Below are 18729 nucleotides of genomic sequence, written 5' to 3' on the forward strand. Positions count from 1 at the left end.
CCAACGCCGCCGCACGATGCACGTTCTCCTCCCCCGGCGCCACCATCCCCGCACACCGCACATCCCCCCACAGGGCTCGCCCACCCATGGCATATGCCCCGGCCACCACACGTACCCAGGGGCGGAGTTACTCCAGCCAGCGCGGACGCGCCGAGCGGATATCTCTCCCAGCCGGCCCGGCAGGAAAAGCGACAGTACACCGCCCCGCGCTGTCCCCCAACAGAGGTGAGCTCGACGGCCGGTCGGTCGAGGCTCGAAAGGACCATACTGGCCCGATCCGGGGGCGACGGCATTGTGCCATGGCGGACTGCGAGATAGAGCGGCCAATCCGGCTGTCAGGACCGGACTTAGGGCCCTGCCGACGGCACGGGCAGATGGGGACAATCTTAAGTGACATTGCCCGACGACCGGTCCGAGCCCCCCGTCCACATTTCCAGGACTGTTTCCTGGGGTGAATAATGCCTGCGTGTGGACGGTGACCTCGATTTGCGACCAGGGGAGAACACACACGTGACCGACACCGCGACACCCGACCAGCCGCTGCACGCGCAGGGCCGCGAGGCAGTCATCGCCGCCTCGCCCGACGCGGCCTGGCGGGACGGCGAGCCGCCCGACTACCACCTGTCCCATCAGGACATGCCGGCGCAACGCGTCTCACGGCATGCCCCGGGTTCACTCGCGGACATCGTGGAGCGAGTCGTGCAGGTGTTCGAGATGGAGCTGTCCCACAAGAAGAACCCCGCCGACTGGCTCAGCATGGTCGCCGATCAGGTCCAGGTCAGCGTCAACGGCGGGCAGCCGGTGGGCAGCGCGGAGCTGGCCGAGCGGGGCAGCTACAACGTCCTCATCGGGGAGAACCCGTACTACTCGGCCGGCCAGGAGACGTTCGAATCGTCGCACGACGTGTTTCACAAGGCTTTTCCGGGAGGTTTCTTCTGGGAGGTGCTGGAGGTCTACTCGCCGCCGCCCGTCATCACCTTCAAGTGGCGGCACTGGGGTACCTTCAGTGGGCCCTACAAGGGTGTGGAGCCGACCGGTGAGCGCATTGAGATGTTCGGCATCACCGTCGCCAGGGTGACGGATGACCTGCGCATCACCGACGCACAGCACTATTACGACAACACCGATTTCCTCGGGCAGCTCGCCCGCGGCCAGCTGGCGCCGAATCCCGCCGCCCACGGCTGAGGCTCCGCCTCCGCCTCGACCCCACCGCCGCTCCGTCGTCGGCGACGCCCGGTCGACGCCCACAGGCCGGGCCGGGCTCGCCCACCGTCACCGCCTAGGCGGTGACGACAGCGCCGCGGACACGTTCGGTGCTGGCAAGCCGCGCGTCAAGCTCGTCCCGGAACGCCACCAGTCGCGTGATCTTGTCGCTGACCTCGTCGCGCAGCCGCTGGTTGACCTGCTGTGCCTCGATCAGCAGGCGCATCCGGTCACCGTCGTCGGACGAGGCACGGTACTCGGCCCGGACCTGCGCGAGCCGGTCCTCGCTGCTGAGAATCACCCGGATCTCGTCCAGGTTGAAGCCGAGCAGCGTCTGGAGCTCACGGATGCGACGGACACGGTCCAGATCCTGTTCGGCATAGAGCCGGTTGCCGCCCGAGGTCCGCCCGGACGGGGTGATCAGGCCCATCTCCTGGTAGTACCGCAGGGCCCGGATCGAGACGCCGAGTTCCTGCGCCGCCTGACCAATCCCACGAAGATCCCGCACCGATTTCCCGGGCTGCGTCACCTTCCCAGGCCGCGGCGCCTTCCCCAGCGGCGGCGCTTCCCCGTGCTGTGTCGTCTCGGGCGACGACCCGGACGCCCCGGGCTGTTCCGAGGACGCGGCGGGCCTCGGAGCCTGGCGTGGCTCCGAGGATGTCGACCCTGACGTCGGGACTGCGCTACCCACTCTCTGATTGTTCCGCACATCCTCACCAAAGGACGCGGCGGCGATCTCGTGGGGCGCGTCTGTTGCCGCGCCGCCGGGCATGGTCCGCGCCGCGCCGCCGGACGGTGTTTCCACGGGGCGGTCGGGCACGGGGAGCTGGACGACCGGGCCGGGCTTGGAGCGCCCTGCGGCGCCGGCGGTCACGTGATGTCCTACTCGCCTGCTGGTCGGCTCCGCACAGCGTGCGCGGATTCGTCCGTGCCGGCCGCGGGCAGCATCTCGCCGGCGCCGCTCTCCAGCGCGGCGAGGTCGCCCACCTCGGCCAGGGCCACCCCGATGCCCTCGTGCGGGGCGCGCCGGGACGTGCGGCGGTCGCGTTCGGAGCCACGCAGCCAGGACAGCACCGCGGCGATCACGCAGGCGCCGGCGGCGAAGGCGAAGGCGAGGTGCAGGCCGTCCCCGAACGGGCCGGAGATGAGGTTCGGGAAGAACGCGTGGCCGGTGAGGAAGTCGACCTTGGCCTGGGGAAGGGAGTGCAGCGTGTCGGCCCCGAGCAGCTGCTGGGCGGGGTTGTAGCCGAGGAAGGCGGCGAACAGACTTCCGATCGGCGGCAGGTTGGCGATCTCGTGGGCCTTCGCCGGGGAGACGCCCTGGCCGATGAGCCCGGTGTACATCGAGTGGGGCAGCGAGGAGGCCAGTCCCAGCACGACGATCGTGAAGAACACGCCGATGGACAGCACACCCGCCGCGTTCTGGAAGGTGTTGAGCATGCCGGCGCCAGCGCCGCGCCCGTCCGGCGGCAGGCTGTTCATCACGGAACTGGTGTTCGGCGCGGCGTACAGGCCCATGGACAGGCCCATCAGGAACAGCACGGCCGCGAACGCCAGGTAGTTGAAGTCGATCGGCAGCACGTCGAACAGCAGGAACGCGACCGCGGTGAGGCCCAGGCCGAGGGTGGCGAAGGGGCGCGCGCCGTAGCGGTCGGCCAGGCTTCCGGCAAGCGGCCCGGCGACCAGGAAGCCGATGGTCAGCGGGATCATGTAGATGCCCGCCCACAGCGGGGTCTTCTCGAAGCTGTAACCGTGCAGCGGCAGCCAGATGCCCTGCAGCCAGATGATCAGCATGAACTGGAGGCCGCCGCGGGCGAGCGAGGCGATCAACGCGGTGAGGCTGCCCATCAGGAAGGCCCGGCGGCGGAACAGGTTCAGGCGGAACATGGGGTCCGTCGTGTTCAGCTCGATCACCGCGAACCCGATCAGCACGGCCAGCCCGCCGAACAGGCAGACCAGCACGAACGGCTTGGTCCAGCCCATCGTGTGCCCGCCATAGGGCTGCAGGCCGTAGATGATCCCGGTGAGGATCGCGATCAGCCCGACGGCAAAGCTGATGTTGCCGGCCCAGTCGATGCGGGCCGGGTGGCGCACGCCGTTGTCCTGGAGCTTCAGGTAGGCCCAGATCGTCCCGAACACGCCGAACGGCACCGACACCAGGAATACCAGGTGCCATTCGACCGGACCGAGCAGGCCGCCGATGAGCAGGCCGAGGAACGACCCGCCGATCGTCGCGACGCCGTTGACGCCGAGGGCGAAGCCGCGTTCGTTCTCCGGGAACGCGTCGGTGATGATCGCGCTCGAGTTGGCGAACAGGAACGCGCCGCCGACGCCCTGGCCGACCCGCATGATGATGATCCACAGGGCGGCGGCCGTGCCGTGCATCCAGGTGACCGCCAGCAGGATCGAGAACACCGTGAAGACCGCGAAACCGAGGTTGTACATCCGCACCCGGCCGAACATGTCGCCGACCCGGCCGAGGCTGACCACCAGCACCGCGGTGACCAGCATGAACCCCATCAGGATCCACAGGAAGTAGGACGTGTTCCCCGGCGACAACGGGTCGAGCCTGATCCCCCGGAAGATGTCCGGCAGCGCGATGAGCAGGATCGACGAGTTGATCGTCGCCATCAGGATGCCGATGGTCGTGTTCGACAGCGCGATCCACTTGTAGGTGCCGCCCCCTGCCGGGGCACGGCCGGAACCGGCTCCCCGCGGGGCGGACGCTGCGGTGGTGTCGGGGGTCGTCACGGCAGGGAACGTTAGCTTCTCCATCTCACGTCAGCGGTAGATGTGACAGGATTCATAAGAGGTTCCCGCGGCGAGAGGCACCTTGGTGCACCCTCTGCTACCCCCAAGTGGAGTGGCCGCGACGCGCGCCGCGTGCCGTGCGCCTTCCTGCGCCTGAAGGGGAACCGCCGACGGCACCGGACGGCGCGGAGTGGAGTCCACGACCGACGCGTCATGACACGCGTCATGACAACTGTCATGGTCGACCGGTGACGGTCATGACTGGGGAACGTGACCGTCGATCGCGATCCTTGGAGCCATGACCACTGACGCCTACCCGGCGGACGGGTGGGCAGCCGGCCCCGAGAACTCCCTCGTCACGGCCGCCAGCCCCACCGCCCTGTCGTCCGCTCCCCCGCCGAGCGTGTCCCTGATCGGTCTGCGCAAGCGCTACGGCAGCGTGCGGGCCATCGACGGCGTGGATCTCACGATCACCGCCGGCGAGATCGTCGCGCTACTCGGCCCGAACGGCGCCGGCAAGTCGACAACCATCGACGTAATGCTGGGCCTGAGTCGTCCGGACTCCGGCGAGGTGCGCCTGTTCGGCCGCAGCCCACGCCAGGCGTGCGTGGCCGGGCGGGTCGGCGCGATGCTGCAGAACGGCGGCCTGCTCACGGAGATCACCGTCGGGCGGATGCTCGAGTCCGTCCGCAACCTCTACCCGAGGGCGCTGACCGTGGACGAGGTGCTCGCCCGCGCCGGGGTCTCCGAGCTGATCGGCGCGCGCACCAACCGACTCTCCGGCGGCCAGCGCCAGCGGGTCCGCTTCGCCCTCGCCCTGCTGCCCGACCCCGACCTGATCGTCCTCGACGAGCCGACGGCCGCGATGGACGTGGAGAGCCGCCGGGCGTTCTGGGCGGCGATGCGGGCCTGGGCCGCCACCGGGCGCACCGTCCTGTTCGCCACCCATTACCTGGAGGAGGCCGACGACTTCGCCGACCGCATCGTGCTGCTGCGCCGCGGGCGCATCATCGCCGACGGCCCGACCACCGAGGTCAAAGCACTGGTCGGCGGACGGACCATCCGGGCGACCCTGCGCGGCCGGAACGGGTCGGCGCCGGATGCCGCGACCCTCGCGGCGCTCTCCCGGCTGCCCGGCGTCGGCCGGGTCGAGCATCGCGGCGAGTCGATCGCCCTGACCTGCCCGGACAGTGACACGGCCCTCCGCGCTCTGCTCGCCGACTTCCCCTGGGTTGAGGACATCGAGGTGGCCGGAGCAGGCCTTGAGGACGCCTTTGTCGCCCTGACCACGGACCCCACCGGCCCCACCAACCCGGCGGACCCCGCCGACCCGGGCCGGTCCAGCGACCCGGCCAGCCCGGCCAGCCCGGCCAGCCAGAAGGAGGTCCTCCGATGATCGTCGACACCGCCGAGACCAAGGCCACCCTGGGCGGACGTGACCACGAACGCGATCGGATCGCGCTGGCTGCGGTCACCTACCTGCGTTTCGTCCGTACCGAGGTCAAGCGGGCCTGGCGCAATCCCCGGGTCCTGCTGTTCATGCTGGTGCTGCCGGTCATCCTGTTCGGTGCGTTCAGCTCCGCGGACCCGGGCGACCAGCTCGGCAGCCTCACCGTCGCCCCCTACATCATGATCAGCATGGCGACGTTCGGCGCCATGAACGCGATCCTCGGCACGGCCGGACGGATCTCGCTCGAACGTTCCCTCGGCTGGAACCGGCAACTGCGGCTGACGGCGCTGTCCGGCCCGCAGTACGTCCTCGGCAAGCTCGGCGTGGGCTTCAGCCTCGCGGTCCTGCCGATCGTCGGCGTCTACATCGCCGGCGACGCGATGCGCGGCGTCCATCTTTCGGCTGGCACCTACGTCGGCTCGGCCGCGTCGATCCTGCTCGCCATGGTGCCGATCGGGGCGTTCGGGATCTGGCTGAGCTATGTGATCCGCCCGGAGAACATGCAGGCCGTCATGGGCGGTCTGTTCAGCCTGCTGGCGCTGGCCGGCGGGATCTGGGTTCCGGTGGAGAACTTTCCCGACTGGCTGGCCGATATCGTGAAGCTGCTCCCGATGTACTGGTCGGCGCAGGCCGGCCGGGCGGTGCTTGAGGGCGGCTGGATCGGCCCGCGTGGCCTCGTGACACTGGTGGTGTGGACAGCCGTGCTGGGCGCGGCGGCAGGTCGGGCCTACGTCCACGACCAGCTGCGCACGTGAGCCTCGCGGTGCCGGCCGAGCGCGCACGCGTGGGCGAGGAGGCGGCACGGACCATGCTCGACGGGCTGCGGCGTTGGCTGCTCGCACCGGTTCCGGAGCGCCGCCCCGGTGATCGGGGCATGGACTCCTGGCGCTGGCGCCGGGTCGGCGGGGTCTTCCTCATCTACCTCGGCTACGCCGTGTCGGACATGACCAGGCTGCACGACGGTGCCGCGACCATCGCCTTCGGCTGCGTCCTGCTGGTCGCGTTCAGCGTCGTCTACCTGTGGGTCCTGCCGCTGGCCGTGTTCGAGGGGCGCTCGCGGTACCGCTACCCGCTGCTCGCCGGGATGGCGGCCTGCATCCTCGTCTACCTGCCGACGGTCGGCGGGGGTGGGCTGGTCATGACGGTCTACCTGACCGTCGCCGTGACCCTGGTGCTGCGGCCGATCGCCTCGATCCCACTCACCCTGGCGATCGCCGCCGTCGACACCTGGCTGCCCGGGCACATCGACTGGTGGCAGACCTACGGCCCGCAGTGGTCGACGTCCGCGCCGGTGCTGTTCGCCGCGCTCACCATGCACTGCATCCGGGCCGGCGCCCGCAACCAGGCCGAGCTGCACCGCGCGAACCAGGAGATAGAACGGCTCGCCAAGGAGCAGGAACGGCTGCGGATCGCCCGCGACCTGCACGACCTGCTCGGCCACGCGCTCACCACCATCACGGTGAAGGCGGAGCTGGCCTCGAAGCTCGCCGGACGCGACCCGGCTCGCGCCGCCGACGAGATGGCCCAGGTCGCCGTCCTCGGCCGGCAGGGCCTTGCCGATGTGCGGGCCACCGTCGCCGGCTACCGGGAGGTCAGTCTGGTCACCGAACTCGCCGCTGCCCGGCAGGTGCTGGCCGCCGCCGGCATCCGGGCCGAGCTGCCGGCCTCCGGCGAGGGCGTGCCCGACCATCTGCGGGAGCTGTTCGGCTGGGTGGTCCGCGAGGGTGTGACCAACGCGGTCCGCCACTCCGGCGCCGGGCAGCTGCAGGTCGCCGTGGGCGACACCTTCATCGAGATCGTCGACGACGGCCGCGGCCGGGCCGCGCCTGCCCCCGTCGCGGCCCGCGGTCCCAGCACCGACCCCGTCCTCCCGTCCGGCGGCAGCGTTCGCCCAGGTACGGGGCTTGCCGGCCTGTCCGAGCGGGTCCAGGCCGCTAGTGGGCGGCTGCACACCGGTCCGGCGCGGCCGGATACTCCCCGTCCCGGCTTCCGCCTACGCGTCGATCTCGGCCCCACCCCGTCCGTCTCCGTCCCTGTCCCTGCCTCCGCCTCGGCGCGTCCCAGCAGCCCTTCACCGCCCACGCCGGTGGCGGCGGAACACGAGACCGACCTGGCAGGATCACTCACCGCCGAGCCGAGAACCGCAGCCATCCCGGCTGGCCCCGGGGCGACGACCTCTGCCACGGACCCTGCCGCGCGGCGGCCACGCGCCACGGGCGTCGTTCCCGCGGCTCCCGGGTCGGGAGGCAGCCGATGATCAAGGTGTTGCTGGCGGATGACCAGCACCTGGTCCGGGGCGCGCTCGCGGCCCTGCTGGCGCTGGAGGACGACATCGAGGTCGTCGGGCAGGTGGGGCGCGGCGACGAGGTGGTCGCGCAGGTCACGGCCCTGCACCCGGATGTCGTCCTGATGGACGTCGAGATGCCGGGCATCGACGGGCTCGCCGCCGCCGCGGCCGTGCGCACCACCACCGCGCACACCCAGGTGCTCATGGTGACCACGTTTGGCCGCACCGGTTACCTGCGCCGCGCGATGGAGGCCGGCGCGCTCGGCTTCGTCGTCAAGGACGCGCCGGCCGAGGCACTCGCCGACGCCATCCGCCGGGTGGCCCGCGGAGAACGGGTCGTCGACCCGACCCTGGCCGCGGCGACCCTCGCCGGAGGCGCGAGTCCGCTGACCGGACGGGAACGCGACGTCCTCGTCGCCGCCCGCGACGGCGCGACCGTCGCCGACATCGCCGGCCGGCTGTTTCTGTCCGAGGGCACCGTGCGCAACTACCTGTCCGCGGTGATCGCCAAGACCGGCACCCGCAACCGCATGGAAGCCCTGCGCGTCGCCGAGGACGCCGGCTGGCTCTGAGCACTGTCCGGCAGGCGACGGGGGGTTGCCAGGGCGGCCACCCGGGCATGATCATTGCACTCCGGGCCCGAGTTCGTGTCGCGGCACCGGGTCGTGCGGACACGGAGGGGACGTCATGCTGCTCGCCGAGGAACTTCTGCTGCTCGCGCTCGATCCGGATTCCGGCACTCCGGTGAACAGCTCCCGCTCGCCGTTGGGCGTCGCGCTCAGCGGCGCGCTGGTCGCGGAGTTGGGGCTGGCCGAGCTCGTCGCCGAGGACGGCCGTCGCCTCGCCCCGGTCGGCCCGGCCCCGAGCCATCCGCTGCTCGCCGACGCCCATACCCTGCTCGGCACGCTGCGCGGACGGCGGGCCGCCGACCAGCTGCGCCGGATGGACCGGGCGCTCGGCGGCGGGTGGTCGCGGGTGGTCGACGGTCTCGTGCAGGACGGCGTGCTCGGGCGGCGGCGCGACCGGGTGCTGTTCGTGCCGGTCACGCATCACCCGGTGCTGTACCCCAAGGCGCGCGACGAGGTGCTCGCCCGGATGCGGGAAGCCGCAACCGGTGACGGTCCGCTGGACCCGCGCACGGCGACGGTGCTTGCGCTCGCTGGGCCGTCCCGTTTGCTGGAGGTCGTCGCGCCCGCGCGCGCCGACCGCGGGCACGCCAAGATGCGCATCAGGCTCGCCGCCGAGCAGACGCCGGTTGCCCCGATCGTCCGCAAGGTCATCCAGGAGGCGCAGAACGCGGCCGCCGCCGCGGCCACCATTGCCGCCACGTCCGCAGCGACCTCCAGCTGATCGGCGAGACCACGATCGTGCTACCGCGAATCGCACAGGACGTCGGCGGGGCACCAGACTGATCCCCTAGAGTGACGGGCTGAACGCGGCACGAAACAGCCCACTGTGGGGAGACACCGCATGACCTCCGCGCGCCGCGTGGCTGCGGCTCAGCCCGGCCCGGATGGGCACGCGATCGCCACACCACCGCCTCCTGGTGCGGGGCGCGGTGGTGTGGCGGCCCGGATCGTCGCCGCTGCCGTCCTCGGCGTCCAGATCGTGGCGATGCTGCTGGTCGGGACGTACGCCCGGCGTGGGCCACAGCTGTGGGGCCTGCCGTTCTTCTACTGGTACTCCCTTGTGTGGCTGCCGGTGGGCGCGGTGTCGATGGCGGGCTGCGTCTGGCTGCTCGGACGCTTCCCGGACCGGACCGCCCCGCTCTCCCGGCTCGGGCCCCCCGTCCCGGCCGCCCGTTCCACCCAGGACACCCGCGTCTCCCGCCGGGTGTATCGGCTGGGCGAGCATCCCCATCATGACCGAGCCGTACAGCACGGCCCGACCGGCCCGACCGGCCCGAACGGCGAAACCATCCGGCCCACCCGGATCGAACGGCCGGCCTCGCGCGGAGGGTCGGACCAGTGATCGGCCCGGTCGGCGGGTCGGTGGGTTCGCGAGTGCTCGCGGTGCAGGCGGAGCCCGGGACGACGTTTCACGGTGAACAGTTCGCGGTGTTCGCGGCGCTGTTCGTCGTGGTCGCGGTGGTCGGCTTCTCGGCGTCCCGGTGGCGGCGCGCCGACGCGCCCGGCTCGGGCGAGCGCAACGCGCTGGACGAGTGGGGGCTGGGCGGGCGACGGTTCGGCGGGTTCGTCGCGTGGTTTCTCATCGGCGGTGACGTCTTCACCGCATACACATTCGTCGCCGTGCCCGGCGCGATGTACGCGGCCGGCGCGGTCTCCGGCTGGTACGCCGTCGCCTACACCACGATCATGTGGCCGATCTTCTTCGTCATCATGCCCCGGATGTGGGACATCGCCCGGCGCAACGGCTATGTGACCCCGGCCGATCTCGTCCGCGGCCGGTACGGATCGCAGACCCTGGCGCTGGCCATCGCCGTCACCGGCGTGCTCGCCACCATGCCGTACATCGCGTTGCAGCTCGTCGGGATGCAGGCGGTGCTGGAGGTGATGGGCGTCGGGGCGGGGGCGTCCAACGGGTTCGTCCGGGACCTGCCGGTGATCGTCGCCTTCGGCGTACTGGCCGTGTGCACGTATACGGCGGGACTGCGGGCACCGGCGCTGCTCGCGTTCGTCAAGGACTTCCTGATCTACCTGGTCGTCGCGGTCGCCGTCGTGGTGCTTCCGCACCGGTTCGGCGGGTTCGGGCACATCTTCGACGCGGCCGGCCAGAAGTTCGACACGGCGAACGCCGCCGCCGTCGCCGCCGGGCGCACACCCACCGCCACGCTCATCCCCGGGTCGAAGGACCTCGTCGCCTACGCGACACTCGCGCTCGGCTCGGCGATGGCGCTGTTCCTCTACCCGCACTCGATCACCGGGGTGCTCTCGACCCGTTCCCGGGATGTTATCCGCCGCAACACGGCCGTTCTGCCGCTGTACACGGTGCTGCTGGCGTTCATCGCCCTGCTCGGCTATGTCGCGATCGCGGCCGGGGTGCACACCACCAACCCACGCCTGGCCATCCCGCTGCTGTTCGACCACGAGTTCCCGGCCTGGTTCGCCGGGGTCGCGTTCGCCGCGATCGGCATCGGCGCGCTGGTGCCGGCGGCCATCATGTCGATCGCCGCGGCGAACCTGTTCACCCGGACCGTCTACGTCAGCTACCTGCGCCAGGACGCGGATGCCGCCGAGCAGACCCGGGTATCGAAGATCGCCTCGCTGGTGGTGAAGCTCGGTGCGCTGGCGTTCGTCCTCGGCCTCGACACACAGAACTCGATCAACCTGCAGCTGCTCGGCGGAGTGTGGATCCTGCAGACGTTCCCCGCCGTGGTGTTCGGTCTGTGGCGCCGCCCTCGCCTGCACCGCCTCGCGCTTCTCGCCGGCTGGGCCGTCGGCATGGTCTACGGCACCGCGGCAGCCTACCACCAGCACAGCATGGTTGCCCGCCACTTCGGCGGGGCGCTCGCCGAGGTCCCCGGCCTTGGCCGCGCCGGCTACATCGCGCTGACCGCCTTCGCCGTCAATCTCGCCATCGCCATCCTCGGCACCCTCCTGCTGCGCGCCCTGCGCGTTCCGGGCGGCGTGGACACCACCCGGGACGACCCACGCACCGCCGGCGCCGACTCGGACGCGACCGCCGTCCCCGTGGCCGCGGCCAGCGCCGTCATCGCCGCACCCCGGACGGCCGCATCCCGGACAACCGCACCCGGTCCACGCGCGTCCAGGATTACCATTCCCTCCGCCGCCAGAGTCTCCACCGCCACGGCAGACCGCGAGGCCACCCCGACCGCCGAAATCCCCGCACCAGCCACGTCCGACGGCAATGCCGACACCGGCTTCCACGGGTGACACCTGGAGCAGTCCCGGGTGGCAAGCTCGGCACGCGAGCCCGCCACCCGGGGCTGACGACGGGGCGGATGGATTGTGGGATGGGATCCACAACGCGCTGCGCCGCCGTCGGTGAACGGGGGAACGCGCCGCTCAAGGGTACTTTCGGTGTCCTGCGCACCGTCACGATCGATCCCTGGAAGATCGGATCCGTGGTGAGAGCATGCCTCGCGCTGCTCCACCTGGAGCACCAGCGCACCACGTAGAGATCAACCTGTGTGCACAGCGTTGTTGCTACCAAAGGTGACGAAAGGTTACCGGGAAAGGTTCACTGGGTGCGAGGGCCGACCTCGTCGGCCGGCGACCATTCGGGGAGGACTGCGCGATGGCTGCGGTGGACGGCAGGGCGGTGCCCGACGACCCGACGTTGGACGGGGGGCTGCTCGGCGATGCGCGGGCGATGGCGGACGAGCTCGTCGCGCTGCGCCGACGGGTGCACCGGGAGCCGGAGATCGGCCTGGCGCTGCCTCGCACGCAGGAGAAGGTGCTCGCCGCGCTCGACGGGCTCCCCCTGGAGATCACTCTCGGCCGTGGTCTGACCTCGGTGACCGCCGTCCTGCGCGGCGGCGCGGTCCGGCCGGACGGCACGGATCTCCCGGACGTCGCGGTTGCGCGGAACCGTCCGCTGCCCCGGGACGACGGCGCCGCGGCGGGCAGCGGGCCACTGGACAGCGACCAGCACTCGCCTGACGAGGCGCCGGTGGTGCTGCTGCGGGCAGACATGGACGCGCTGCCGCTGCGGGAGGCGACGGGGCTGGCGCACGCGTCGACCGTGGACGGGGTGATGCATGCCTGTGGGCATGATCTGCACACGGCGATGTTGGTGGGGGCGGCGCGGTTGCTGAGCTCGCGGCGCGAGCGGCTTGCCGGGGACGTGGTGTTCATGTTCCAGCCGGGCGAGGAGGGGTTCGAGGGCGCCCAGCACATGATCGACGAGGGGGTGCTGAGCGCGGCGGGACGGCCGGTGTCGGCCGCCTACGCGCTACACGTGTTCTCGGGGCTGCTGCCGGGGGGCAGTTTCGGGGTGCGGGCGGGGGCGATCACGTCGGAGTCCGCGATGCTGCGGGTGACCGTGCGCGGCGAGGGCGGGCACGGGTCGATGCCCCATCTGGCCGCCGATCCGGTGACAGCGGCGGCCGAGATGGTGCTGGGGCTGCAGACGATGGTGACCCGGCAGTTCGACGTCTTCGACCCGGTCGTGATCACCGTCGGAGTGCTGCGGGCGGGGACGCGGCGCACGGTCATCCCGGACGAGGCCCTGTTCGAGGCGACCGTGCGGACTTTCTCGGCGGCGACCGCTGAGCGGGTCGAGCGGGCCGCGCGGCGGCTGCTGGCCGGGATCGCCGCGGGGCATGGCGTCGAGGCGGAAGTGGAGTTCGTGCCCGAGCGGCCGGCGACCGTCAACGACGCGGCGCGCGCGGCGGTCGCGGGCCGCGCGGTCATCGAGATGTTCGGCGTCCGGCGCCACGTCGAACTCGCCCATCCGCTGGCCTGCTCGGAGGACTTCTCCCGCGTACTCACCCACGTGCCGGGCAGCCTCATCGCGCTCGGCGCCACCCCGGCGGGTACCGATGCGCGCACCGCGCCGATGAACCACAGCTCCCGGGTGCACTTCGACGAGGCGATCCTTCCCGACGGCGCCGCGTTGTATGCCGCGCTCGCCACCCGGACCCTCACCGCCGGAACCGGCCTGTCGGTGAGTTAGGGCGCGGGAGTGACGCGGAGCCGGGAGGCTACGTGCCGGCGCGCCGCGGAAATGGCGATCGTCATGCCATCATGAGACGGCGGTCCCGGTCGGGTCCGCGGGCCGGCGGAAACGTGGACGACGAACAGTGGACGAATGAGGAAGAGAGATTGAACGATCGGGTGATCTCCCTGGTCCGGGACTATCTGGTCGCCTATCCCACGGAGGCCGAGGTACTGGCGCCGCTGCTCACGCTTGCGGCCACCGACGTGCCGGTCACCTCCCGCGGCACCCTGCCGGGCCATGTGACCTGCGGCGCCATCGCGGTCGACACGACGTACCGGGTGCTGCAGATCCACCATCGCGCCCTGGACCGCTGGCTGTTCCCCGGCGGGCACGTCGAGGCCGACGACGACAGCCTGGAGGCTGCGGCCCTGCGGGAGCTCGCCGAGGAGACCGGGGTGCAGCCGACCGCGGTCCGGTCACTGCGCGAGCTCCCGATGGACATTGACGTCCATGTCATTCCGGAGAATCCGGCCCGGGCCGAACCAGAACATGTTCATTACGATTTCCAGTTCGTTTTCCAGATCCTGCGGTCGACCGGTCCGGGCACGGTGGATCTGCGCCTCGACGAGGTCACCGACCACCGCTGGATTCCCGTGTCCGACCTGCACGGCCCGGCCAGCAGGCGGATCACCGCCCTGCTGGCCGGGTGACCGCCCGCCGCGGAGCTCAGGCCGCGGTGAAGTCCGCCGCATGCTCGGCGGTCCAGGCCGCGAACGTCAGGGACGGACGGCCGAGGATCTTCGGCACCGCGTCGTACACCGGGGCGGGGATGCCGTCGTTCGCCGCCTGGTAGCCCAACAACGTGTCGACGAGGCCGGGCCAGACATGCTCGCCCATCGCCGCGATCATCCGCTCCCGGGCTTCCGCCGGCGACTCCACCTCGATCCGCACGGGCCGGCCGGTCGCCTCGGCGATGAGCTCGAGCTGCCGGCGCCGGGTGATCGACTCGGGACCGGTCATCGGGTAGGTGGCGCCGTCATGGCCCGGCCGCAGCAGCGCGGCCGCCGCCACCGCGGCGATGTCGCGCTCGTGTACCGGCGCCAGCTGCGACTCCGGGTAGGCCTCCCACACCGGCTCGCCCGCCCGGATCGCCGGCGCCCAGGACAGCGCGTTCGTCGCGAAGCTGCCGGGCCGCACGAACGTCCAGGCGAGACCGCTCGCCGCGATCGCCTCCTCCACCGCGGTGTGCTGACGCGCGATGACGTTCGGCTCGTCCGCTTCGGCCTCATGCTCGGACGCCAGCGAGGACAACAGCACGATCCGCTCCACCTTCGCCACGCGGGCCGCGTCCAGGAACCCCTCGATGCCGGCCGGCTCCGCGTAGAGGAAAACCGTGCGCACTCCGTCGAGCGCGCCCGGCAGCGTCTCGGGCCGGGCCAGGTCGAGCGGCACGACCGGCGCGCCGCCCGGCGCCGTCACCTTCCCCGGGTCACGGCTCGCGATCCGAACCGCGGCGCCCGCGTCGAGCAGTTCACCCACGAGGGCGCGGGCCACGCCGCCCCGCCCGCCAGTCACCAGAATCGTCATGGCGCTCAGTCTCCCACCGACCTCTGACAGTCCTTCCCGGTCCATGCCGTCCGGTCCGAGCCTTCCGGCCCACGCACTGCGTCCACCCGTGGGCGAGCGGTACATCAGCCGGAACATTCGGCGCATGCGGCGGACGATCGGAGAGGATGGGGCCTGTGCCGCATCTGTTGGACAATCCCGTCCGGGCCGCGCTGCTGGGGCCGCACGCGCACTTCGCCGAGGGTCACGGCGCGGTCCTGCGCTATCCCACCGACGTGTGTCCCTTCGTCGCTCTGCCCGACGAGCCGGACCTCGCCGCCTGGCAGGATGCCGCGGCGCTGCTCGGCCCGGGTGCCGTGCTGGCCTACACCGTCGACGCGACGCCGCCGCCGGGCTGGACGATCGATGGGTTCGGGGCCGGTGTGCAGATGATCGATGTCGGGGTGGACCCGGCGCCCGACCCCGAGGCCGTGCGGCTCACCCTGGCCGACGTCCCGGAGATGCTGGACCTGGTGGCCCGCACCAAACCCGGCCCGTATCTCGCGCGCACCGTCACGATGGGCACCTATCTCGGGATCCGCCGCGGCGGCGCGCTCGTCGCGATGGCCGGGGAGCGGCTGCATCCACCGGGCTGGACGGAGATCAGCGCCGTGTGCACCGACCCGGCCTACCAGGGCCAGGGGCTGGCAGCCCGCCTGGTCCGCGCGGTGGCCGCCGGCATCCATGCCCGCGGCGAGCGGCCCTTCCTGCACTCAACCGCCACCAACACCCGGGCGATCGAGCTTTACACGTTCCTCGGCTTCGAGGTGCGCCGTACGGTCGACTTCCGCGCCGCCCGCATACCCATGCCCCTCTCCCAGCCCGCACCGCCATCGCAGGCCGCCCTGGTCCCCCAGCCTTCCTCGGCGCCGCCCGCAACCCAGAGCTGACGCGGGACGGATGGCCGGCTGGACGGCCCCCGACGCGGGGTGCGGACCTGTCGATGCCCGGGGGCGGATGGGCCTGCGGCCGGGTGTGACCGTGCCGGACAGCCTGCCCGCCTGGCGACGATCGGCCCCTGACCGGGCGGGCGGGCACGGCCTACGGTCGAACCGGACGTCCGCCAGCGCGGCCCGCCGGGGCGCCGCAGTGCGGACGCCCACCCGAGCGGACGAGGGGAACACACGATGACACCGACGAACGCGAGCGCAGGCGTGACCACGGTGAGCAGCGGGGTGCTCACCACCAGCGGTCGCGACGGAGCGACCGTCGCCCTCGACCACGCTGGTGGCGGGATCCTGCCCGCGGCGACCTGCCTGTGGCTGCTGTCCGGTGAGCAGGTGGGACGGGTGGCGTTCCGCAGGGACGGGGAGGTCCTCGTCCTGCCGGTCAACTACGTGCTCGATGGTGACGCCATCGCCTTCCGCACGGCGACCGGCTCGAAGCTCGCCGCCGCCCTGGACGAGGACGCCGTCGGTTTCGAGGTCGACGGCCACGACCCGGTGGCCCGCGCCGGGTGGAGCGTGCTGATCAACGGCCGGGCGGTCGCGGTCAACGACCCGGCCACCCTGGGCCGGCTCGAGGCTACGGGTCTCGCCCCCTGGGCGGACCGGATTGATCATCCGCACTGGGTGCGCATCCTGCCCGAGACGATGACCGGACGCGTCGTCGCCCACTCGTAGCGCGTCGCTTTTTTGCGCAAAACGGACGAGAGCGGACACAATTTGCCGACTACCGACGAGTCGAACTCGTCGGTAGGTTTGCCCTGTCTTTCGGCTCCGCCGCAGGCCGGCCTGGGCCGCACACGGGCTCGCCCGGCATTGGGAGATACATTGCCGCCGGCTCCACCTCGTGGTGCGCCGTAACGGCCCCGCCCGCATGGCCGACCGCATTCGTCCACCCCTATCTCTCGCGGAACCGCCGGCCGTAAGCGCGGCGGGTCTGCTGAAGCCCGCGTGGGCCGGCAGTACCGGCGGCCCGCGCGGGCCCATACCGACCTGGCAGTCAACCAGTACCCGTGGTGCCGGCAGCCTGGACACGCGGTACCGGAGGCAGGCGGGACACCGGCGGCGTGGACGGTCCGCATCGGTGACGTGGTCGGGTCGCACCCGTTCCATGGACCGATGGCGGCACCGATCACGGGGTGCGACCGGGTCGGGGCCGCGGATGTGCCGCACTCGTCCGGGCGGTTTGGCCGTTCATGCCGAACTCCATTCGCCGCCACCAGCCGATCGCGGGTACATAAGGCCAGAAAAGCAGACAGCCCGGCCTCGTCTCAGTGCGCCGCCGTGAATGTATGAACCACCGTCGCAGGACCGGCGACCGACTGTTCCGGCCAGACCGGAACAGTCACGGGAAAGAAATATTCCACGGCCGCCCGCCGCCGCGCCCGTTCGACGAACACGATGTGTTCCCGGGAAACTATGGGCACCGTTCCAGAACGCCTCGACGCACACGCGCCGACAGCTTCTTCCGCATTCGACGACGAGGTCCAGACCCACCCATCATGTTGACGGCGCAACAATACTGGGCGGCCGTCGTCCGCGGGTTCGGTCACCGCCTGGACCTGGTCGGAGCCGTCGCAGACCTCGCCGGGCCGGATGGCAGGCGGGCAGGCGGGCGGGCGGGCGGGGCCTGCGCCCGCCATCCGTGGAGTGCCGCCCGGCGCGCCAGGGCCAGCATCCATCCGGGCCCGGGTCGCTCCGGGGGCGGGCGCCAGCAACGGGGCAAGTGCAGGCTCGCAGCCAGCCGCACCGACGGATTCCCGTGCAGATGACCGTCTCATCTGCCGACTGCCAAATGAATTCGCATCCGCCGTCCTCGGATTCCTCGGGATACTTGTTTACAATCCACTTCCTCCGCGTCGGCAATCCACCGGACGACCAACCAGCCGTCCGGCCTCCCCACCCCCGCAAGCCGGCAGGGTGTCGAGGTGAGGCCCCGATCCCGCGCTTCCCTGCCGAGGGGAGTCTGTTCTCGCACATCGACCAGCCGGCCATTGACGAAACAGCCTGCCCGCGGGATAACCTTTTTGATGTAGCCGACCGCGGTGGACCGGCGAGGGATGCTCAACCCGGAAGGAGCGGGAGTGGCAGCACACCCACTTCTCCGGGAGCCGGGCCATGAGCGGTCACCCACAAAGGTGGTATACGGCTGATCTTTCGTCCGGCCCTCGGACGAATCCGCCGGCAGGGCTACGACGGTCTGCCGGTGGCAGGAGGCCGAAGGGGCCGGGCACTCCGGAGTGGAACAGGGAGAGGAGCACGATGGCCCCAGTGGTTTCGGATCCGGCAGTGATGCAGGCACGCCCGCCACGGGCGATGAGCGCCGCCGGCTTCGACCGAGCGTCGGGTCCGCTTACTGCCGACAACCTACCGACCGACGCGCGGACCCAGAAGGAACGGGTCCGACTGGCCCAGATCGAGCTGCTCGAGCTCAGCGCCCAACTCACCACGCCGCACCTGCGACGCCGGATCCTGCGCATCTACTCGCTGCTGCGCAGTGAACCGGCCGCCCCGAGCCCGGCCAAGCCTCCGCCGTTCCGTCTCACCCTGCGGGAGATGGAGGTACTGACGCTGGTGGCGACGGGCTGCTCCAACGGTGAGGCCGCCGAGCAGCTCACCATCCAGGCCGAGACCGTCAAGACGTACATGCGCAGCATCATGCGCAAGATGGGGGTCCGCAACCGGACCGCGGCGGTACACATCGCCCGCCAGATCGGCCTGCTCGACTGAGCCCGGCCGAATGCCTGAACTGGACCAACGCCTGAGCCGGGCAGCCGCCTGAATCCGGCCCGAGCACAGCACCACACCACACAGCACCACACCGGCGCACCGGTCACGGCCGCCGGGCGACTGATCCGGCACTCCCTCCAGGTCGGATCGTCCACCACTCCGGGAAGCACCAGCCC

General features: G+C 71.3%; 16 protein-coding genes and 1 pseudogene. 14 read left to right on the plus strand and 3 right to left on the minus strand.

Translation table 11 applies throughout. The features are described 5' to 3' along the window. The first annotated feature begins 510 nt into the window (after window positions 1-510). On the plus strand, window positions 511-1185 hold the full coding sequence (locus MXD95_RS15325) for an ester cyclase (RefSeq protein WP_250641300.1): 675 nt from the start codon (window positions 511-513) through the stop codon (window positions 1183-1185). A gap of 94 nt (window positions 1186-1279) precedes the next feature. Here the strand turns inward: MXD95_RS15325 and MXD95_RS15330 are convergent, their stop codons facing one another. Both MXD95_RS15330 and MXD95_RS15335 read right to left on the minus strand, forming a co-directional pair. Continuing rightward, entirely contained in the window at window positions 1280-1711 is a 432-nt protein-coding gene (locus MXD95_RS15330; RefSeq protein ID WP_250641301.1) for a MerR family transcriptional regulator, read from the minus strand. A 374-nt stretch (window positions 1712-2085) separates the two neighbouring features. Continuing rightward, complete coding sequence (locus MXD95_RS15335) at window positions 2086-3954, minus strand: MFS transporter (protein WP_250641302.1); 1869 nt, start codon at window positions 3952-3954, stop codon at window positions 2086-2088. Between the two features lie 298 nt (window positions 3955-4252). Between MXD95_RS15335 and MXD95_RS15340 the strand changes: the two genes are divergently transcribed. The 10 genes and pseudogenes from MXD95_RS15340 to MXD95_RS15385 all read left to right on the plus strand — a co-directional run bounded on the left by MXD95_RS15340 (window position 4253) and on the right by MXD95_RS15385 (window position 13984). Further along, a complete protein-coding gene (locus MXD95_RS15340; protein ID WP_250641303.1) occupies window positions 4253-5350 on the plus strand; it encodes an ABC transporter ATP-binding protein in 1098 nt (365 codons plus the stop codon). Then, window positions 5347-6159, plus strand: coding sequence for an ABC transporter permease (locus MXD95_RS15345; protein ID WP_250641304.1), 813 nt, complete (start codon window positions 5347-5349; stop codon window positions 6157-6159). Before MXD95_RS15340 ends, MXD95_RS15345 begins: the two co-directional genes overlap by 4 nt. Next, entirely contained in the window at window positions 6156-7661 is a 1506-nt protein-coding gene (locus MXD95_RS15350; RefSeq protein ID WP_250641305.1) for a sensor histidine kinase, read from the plus strand. Before MXD95_RS15345 ends, MXD95_RS15350 begins: the two co-directional genes overlap by 4 nt. Beyond that, the gene (locus MXD95_RS15355) at window positions 7658-8263 is read left to right on the plus strand and encodes a response regulator transcription factor (protein ID WP_250641306.1); all 606 of its coding nucleotides are present in this window, start codon (window positions 7658-7660) and stop codon (window positions 8261-8263) included. Before MXD95_RS15350 ends, MXD95_RS15355 begins: the two co-directional genes overlap by 4 nt. A gap of 115 nt (window positions 8264-8378) precedes the next feature. After that, a complete protein-coding gene (locus tag MXD95_RS15360; protein ID WP_250641307.1) occupies window positions 8379-9041 on the plus strand; it encodes a GOLPH3/VPS74 family protein in 663 nt (220 codons plus the stop codon). Window positions 9042-9161: 120 nt separating this feature from the next. Beyond that, complete coding sequence (locus MXD95_RS15365; RefSeq protein ID WP_250641308.1) at window positions 9162-9662, plus strand: DUF3311 domain-containing protein; 501 nt, start codon at window positions 9162-9164, stop codon at window positions 9660-9662. After that, window positions 9659-11545 carry a monocarboxylate uptake permease MctP gene (mctP, locus tag MXD95_RS15370; RefSeq protein ID WP_250641309.1) on the plus strand — a complete coding sequence of 629 codons (1887 nt, stop codon included), beginning with the start codon at window positions 9659-9661 and terminating at the stop codon, window positions 11543-11545. The genes MXD95_RS15365 and mctP overlap by 4 nt, the downstream gene beginning before the upstream one ends. Window positions 11546-11630: 85 nt before the next feature. After that, window positions 11631-11790: pseudogene (locus tag MXD95_RS15375) on the plus strand (IS5/IS1182 family transposase); the annotation flags it as partial. Between the two features lie 119 nt (window positions 11791-11909). Continuing rightward, complete coding sequence (locus MXD95_RS15380; RefSeq protein WP_250641310.1) at window positions 11910-13289, plus strand: M20 metallopeptidase family protein; 1380 nt, start codon at window positions 11910-11912, stop codon at window positions 13287-13289. A 149-nt stretch (window positions 13290-13438) separates the two neighbouring features. Further along, on the plus strand, window positions 13439-13984 hold the full coding sequence (locus MXD95_RS15385) for an NUDIX hydrolase (RefSeq protein ID WP_250641311.1): 546 nt from the start codon (window positions 13439-13441) through the stop codon (window positions 13982-13984). Between the two features lie 16 nt (window positions 13985-14000). On the opposite strand, the gene MXD95_RS15390 is transcribed toward MXD95_RS15385, so the two are convergent. Beyond that, the gene (locus MXD95_RS15390; protein WP_250641312.1) at window positions 14001-14861 is read right to left on the minus strand and encodes an NAD(P)H-binding protein; all 861 of its coding nucleotides are present in this window, start codon (window positions 14859-14861) and stop codon (window positions 14001-14003) included. A 146-nt stretch (window positions 14862-15007) separates the two neighbouring features. Here MXD95_RS15390 and MXD95_RS15395 point away from each other — a divergent pair, with 146 nt between their 5' ends. From MXD95_RS15395 to MXD95_RS15405, 3 genes are all read left to right on the plus strand, one after another. Next, entirely contained in the window at window positions 15008-15769 is a 762-nt protein-coding gene (locus MXD95_RS15395) for a GNAT family N-acetyltransferase (protein ID WP_374122036.1), read from the plus strand. Window positions 15770-16006: 237 nt separating this feature from the next. Then, complete coding sequence (locus MXD95_RS15400; protein WP_250641314.1) at window positions 16007-16501, plus strand: pyridoxamine 5'-phosphate oxidase family protein; 495 nt, start codon at window positions 16007-16009, stop codon at window positions 16499-16501. A gap of 1584 nt (window positions 16502-18085) precedes the next feature. Then, entirely contained in the window at window positions 18086-18553 is a 468-nt protein-coding gene (locus MXD95_RS15405; protein ID WP_250641315.1) for a helix-turn-helix transcriptional regulator, read from the plus strand. Window positions 18554-18729 lie beyond the last annotated feature (176 nt).

The sequence above is a fragment of the Frankia sp. AiPa1 genome, from assembly GCF_023243075.1.
In the GTDB taxonomy this organism is placed as follows: domain Bacteria; phylum Actinomycetota; class Actinomycetes; order Frankiales; family Frankiaceae; genus Frankia.

What these genes read in the sequence shown, in the direction of transcription:
- MXD95_RS15360 (WP_250641307.1), top strand. Translation starts at nt 8,379, where the DNA reads ATGCTGCTCGCCGAGGAACTTCTGCTGCTCGCGCTCGATCCGGATTCC.
- MXD95_RS15405 (WP_250641315.1), top strand. Translation starts at nt 18,086, where the DNA reads ATGGCCCCAGTGGTTTCGGATCCGGCAGTGATGCAGGCACGCCCGCCA.
- MXD95_RS15340 (WP_250641303.1), top strand. Translation starts at nt 4,253, where the DNA reads ATGACCACTGACGCCTACCCGGCGGACGGGTGGGCAGCCGGCCCCGAG.
- MXD95_RS15365 (WP_250641308.1), top strand. Translation starts at nt 9,162, where the DNA reads ATGACCTCCGCGCGCCGCGTGGCTGCGGCTCAGCCCGGCCCGGATGGG.
- MXD95_RS15345 (WP_250641304.1), top strand. Translation starts at nt 5,347, where the DNA reads ATGATCGTCGACACCGCCGAGACCAAGGCCACCCTGGGCGGACGTGAC.
- MXD95_RS15400 (WP_250641314.1), top strand. Translation starts at nt 16,007, where the DNA reads ATGACACCGACGAACGCGAGCGCAGGCGTGACCACGGTGAGCAGCGGG.
- MXD95_RS15355 (WP_250641306.1), top strand. Translation starts at nt 7,658, where the DNA reads ATGATCAAGGTGTTGCTGGCGGATGACCAGCACCTGGTCCGGGGCGCG.
- MXD95_RS15390 (WP_250641312.1), bottom strand. Translation starts at nt 14,861, where the DNA reads ATGACGATTCTGGTGACTGGCGGGCGGGGCGGCGTGGCCCGCGCCCTC.
- MXD95_RS15395 (WP_374122036.1), top strand. Translation starts at nt 15,008, where the DNA reads ATGGGGCCTGTGCCGCATCTGTTGGACAATCCCGTCCGGGCCGCGCTG.
- MXD95_RS15380 (WP_250641310.1), top strand. Translation starts at nt 11,910, where the DNA reads ATGGCTGCGGTGGACGGCAGGGCGGTGCCCGACGACCCGACGTTGGAC.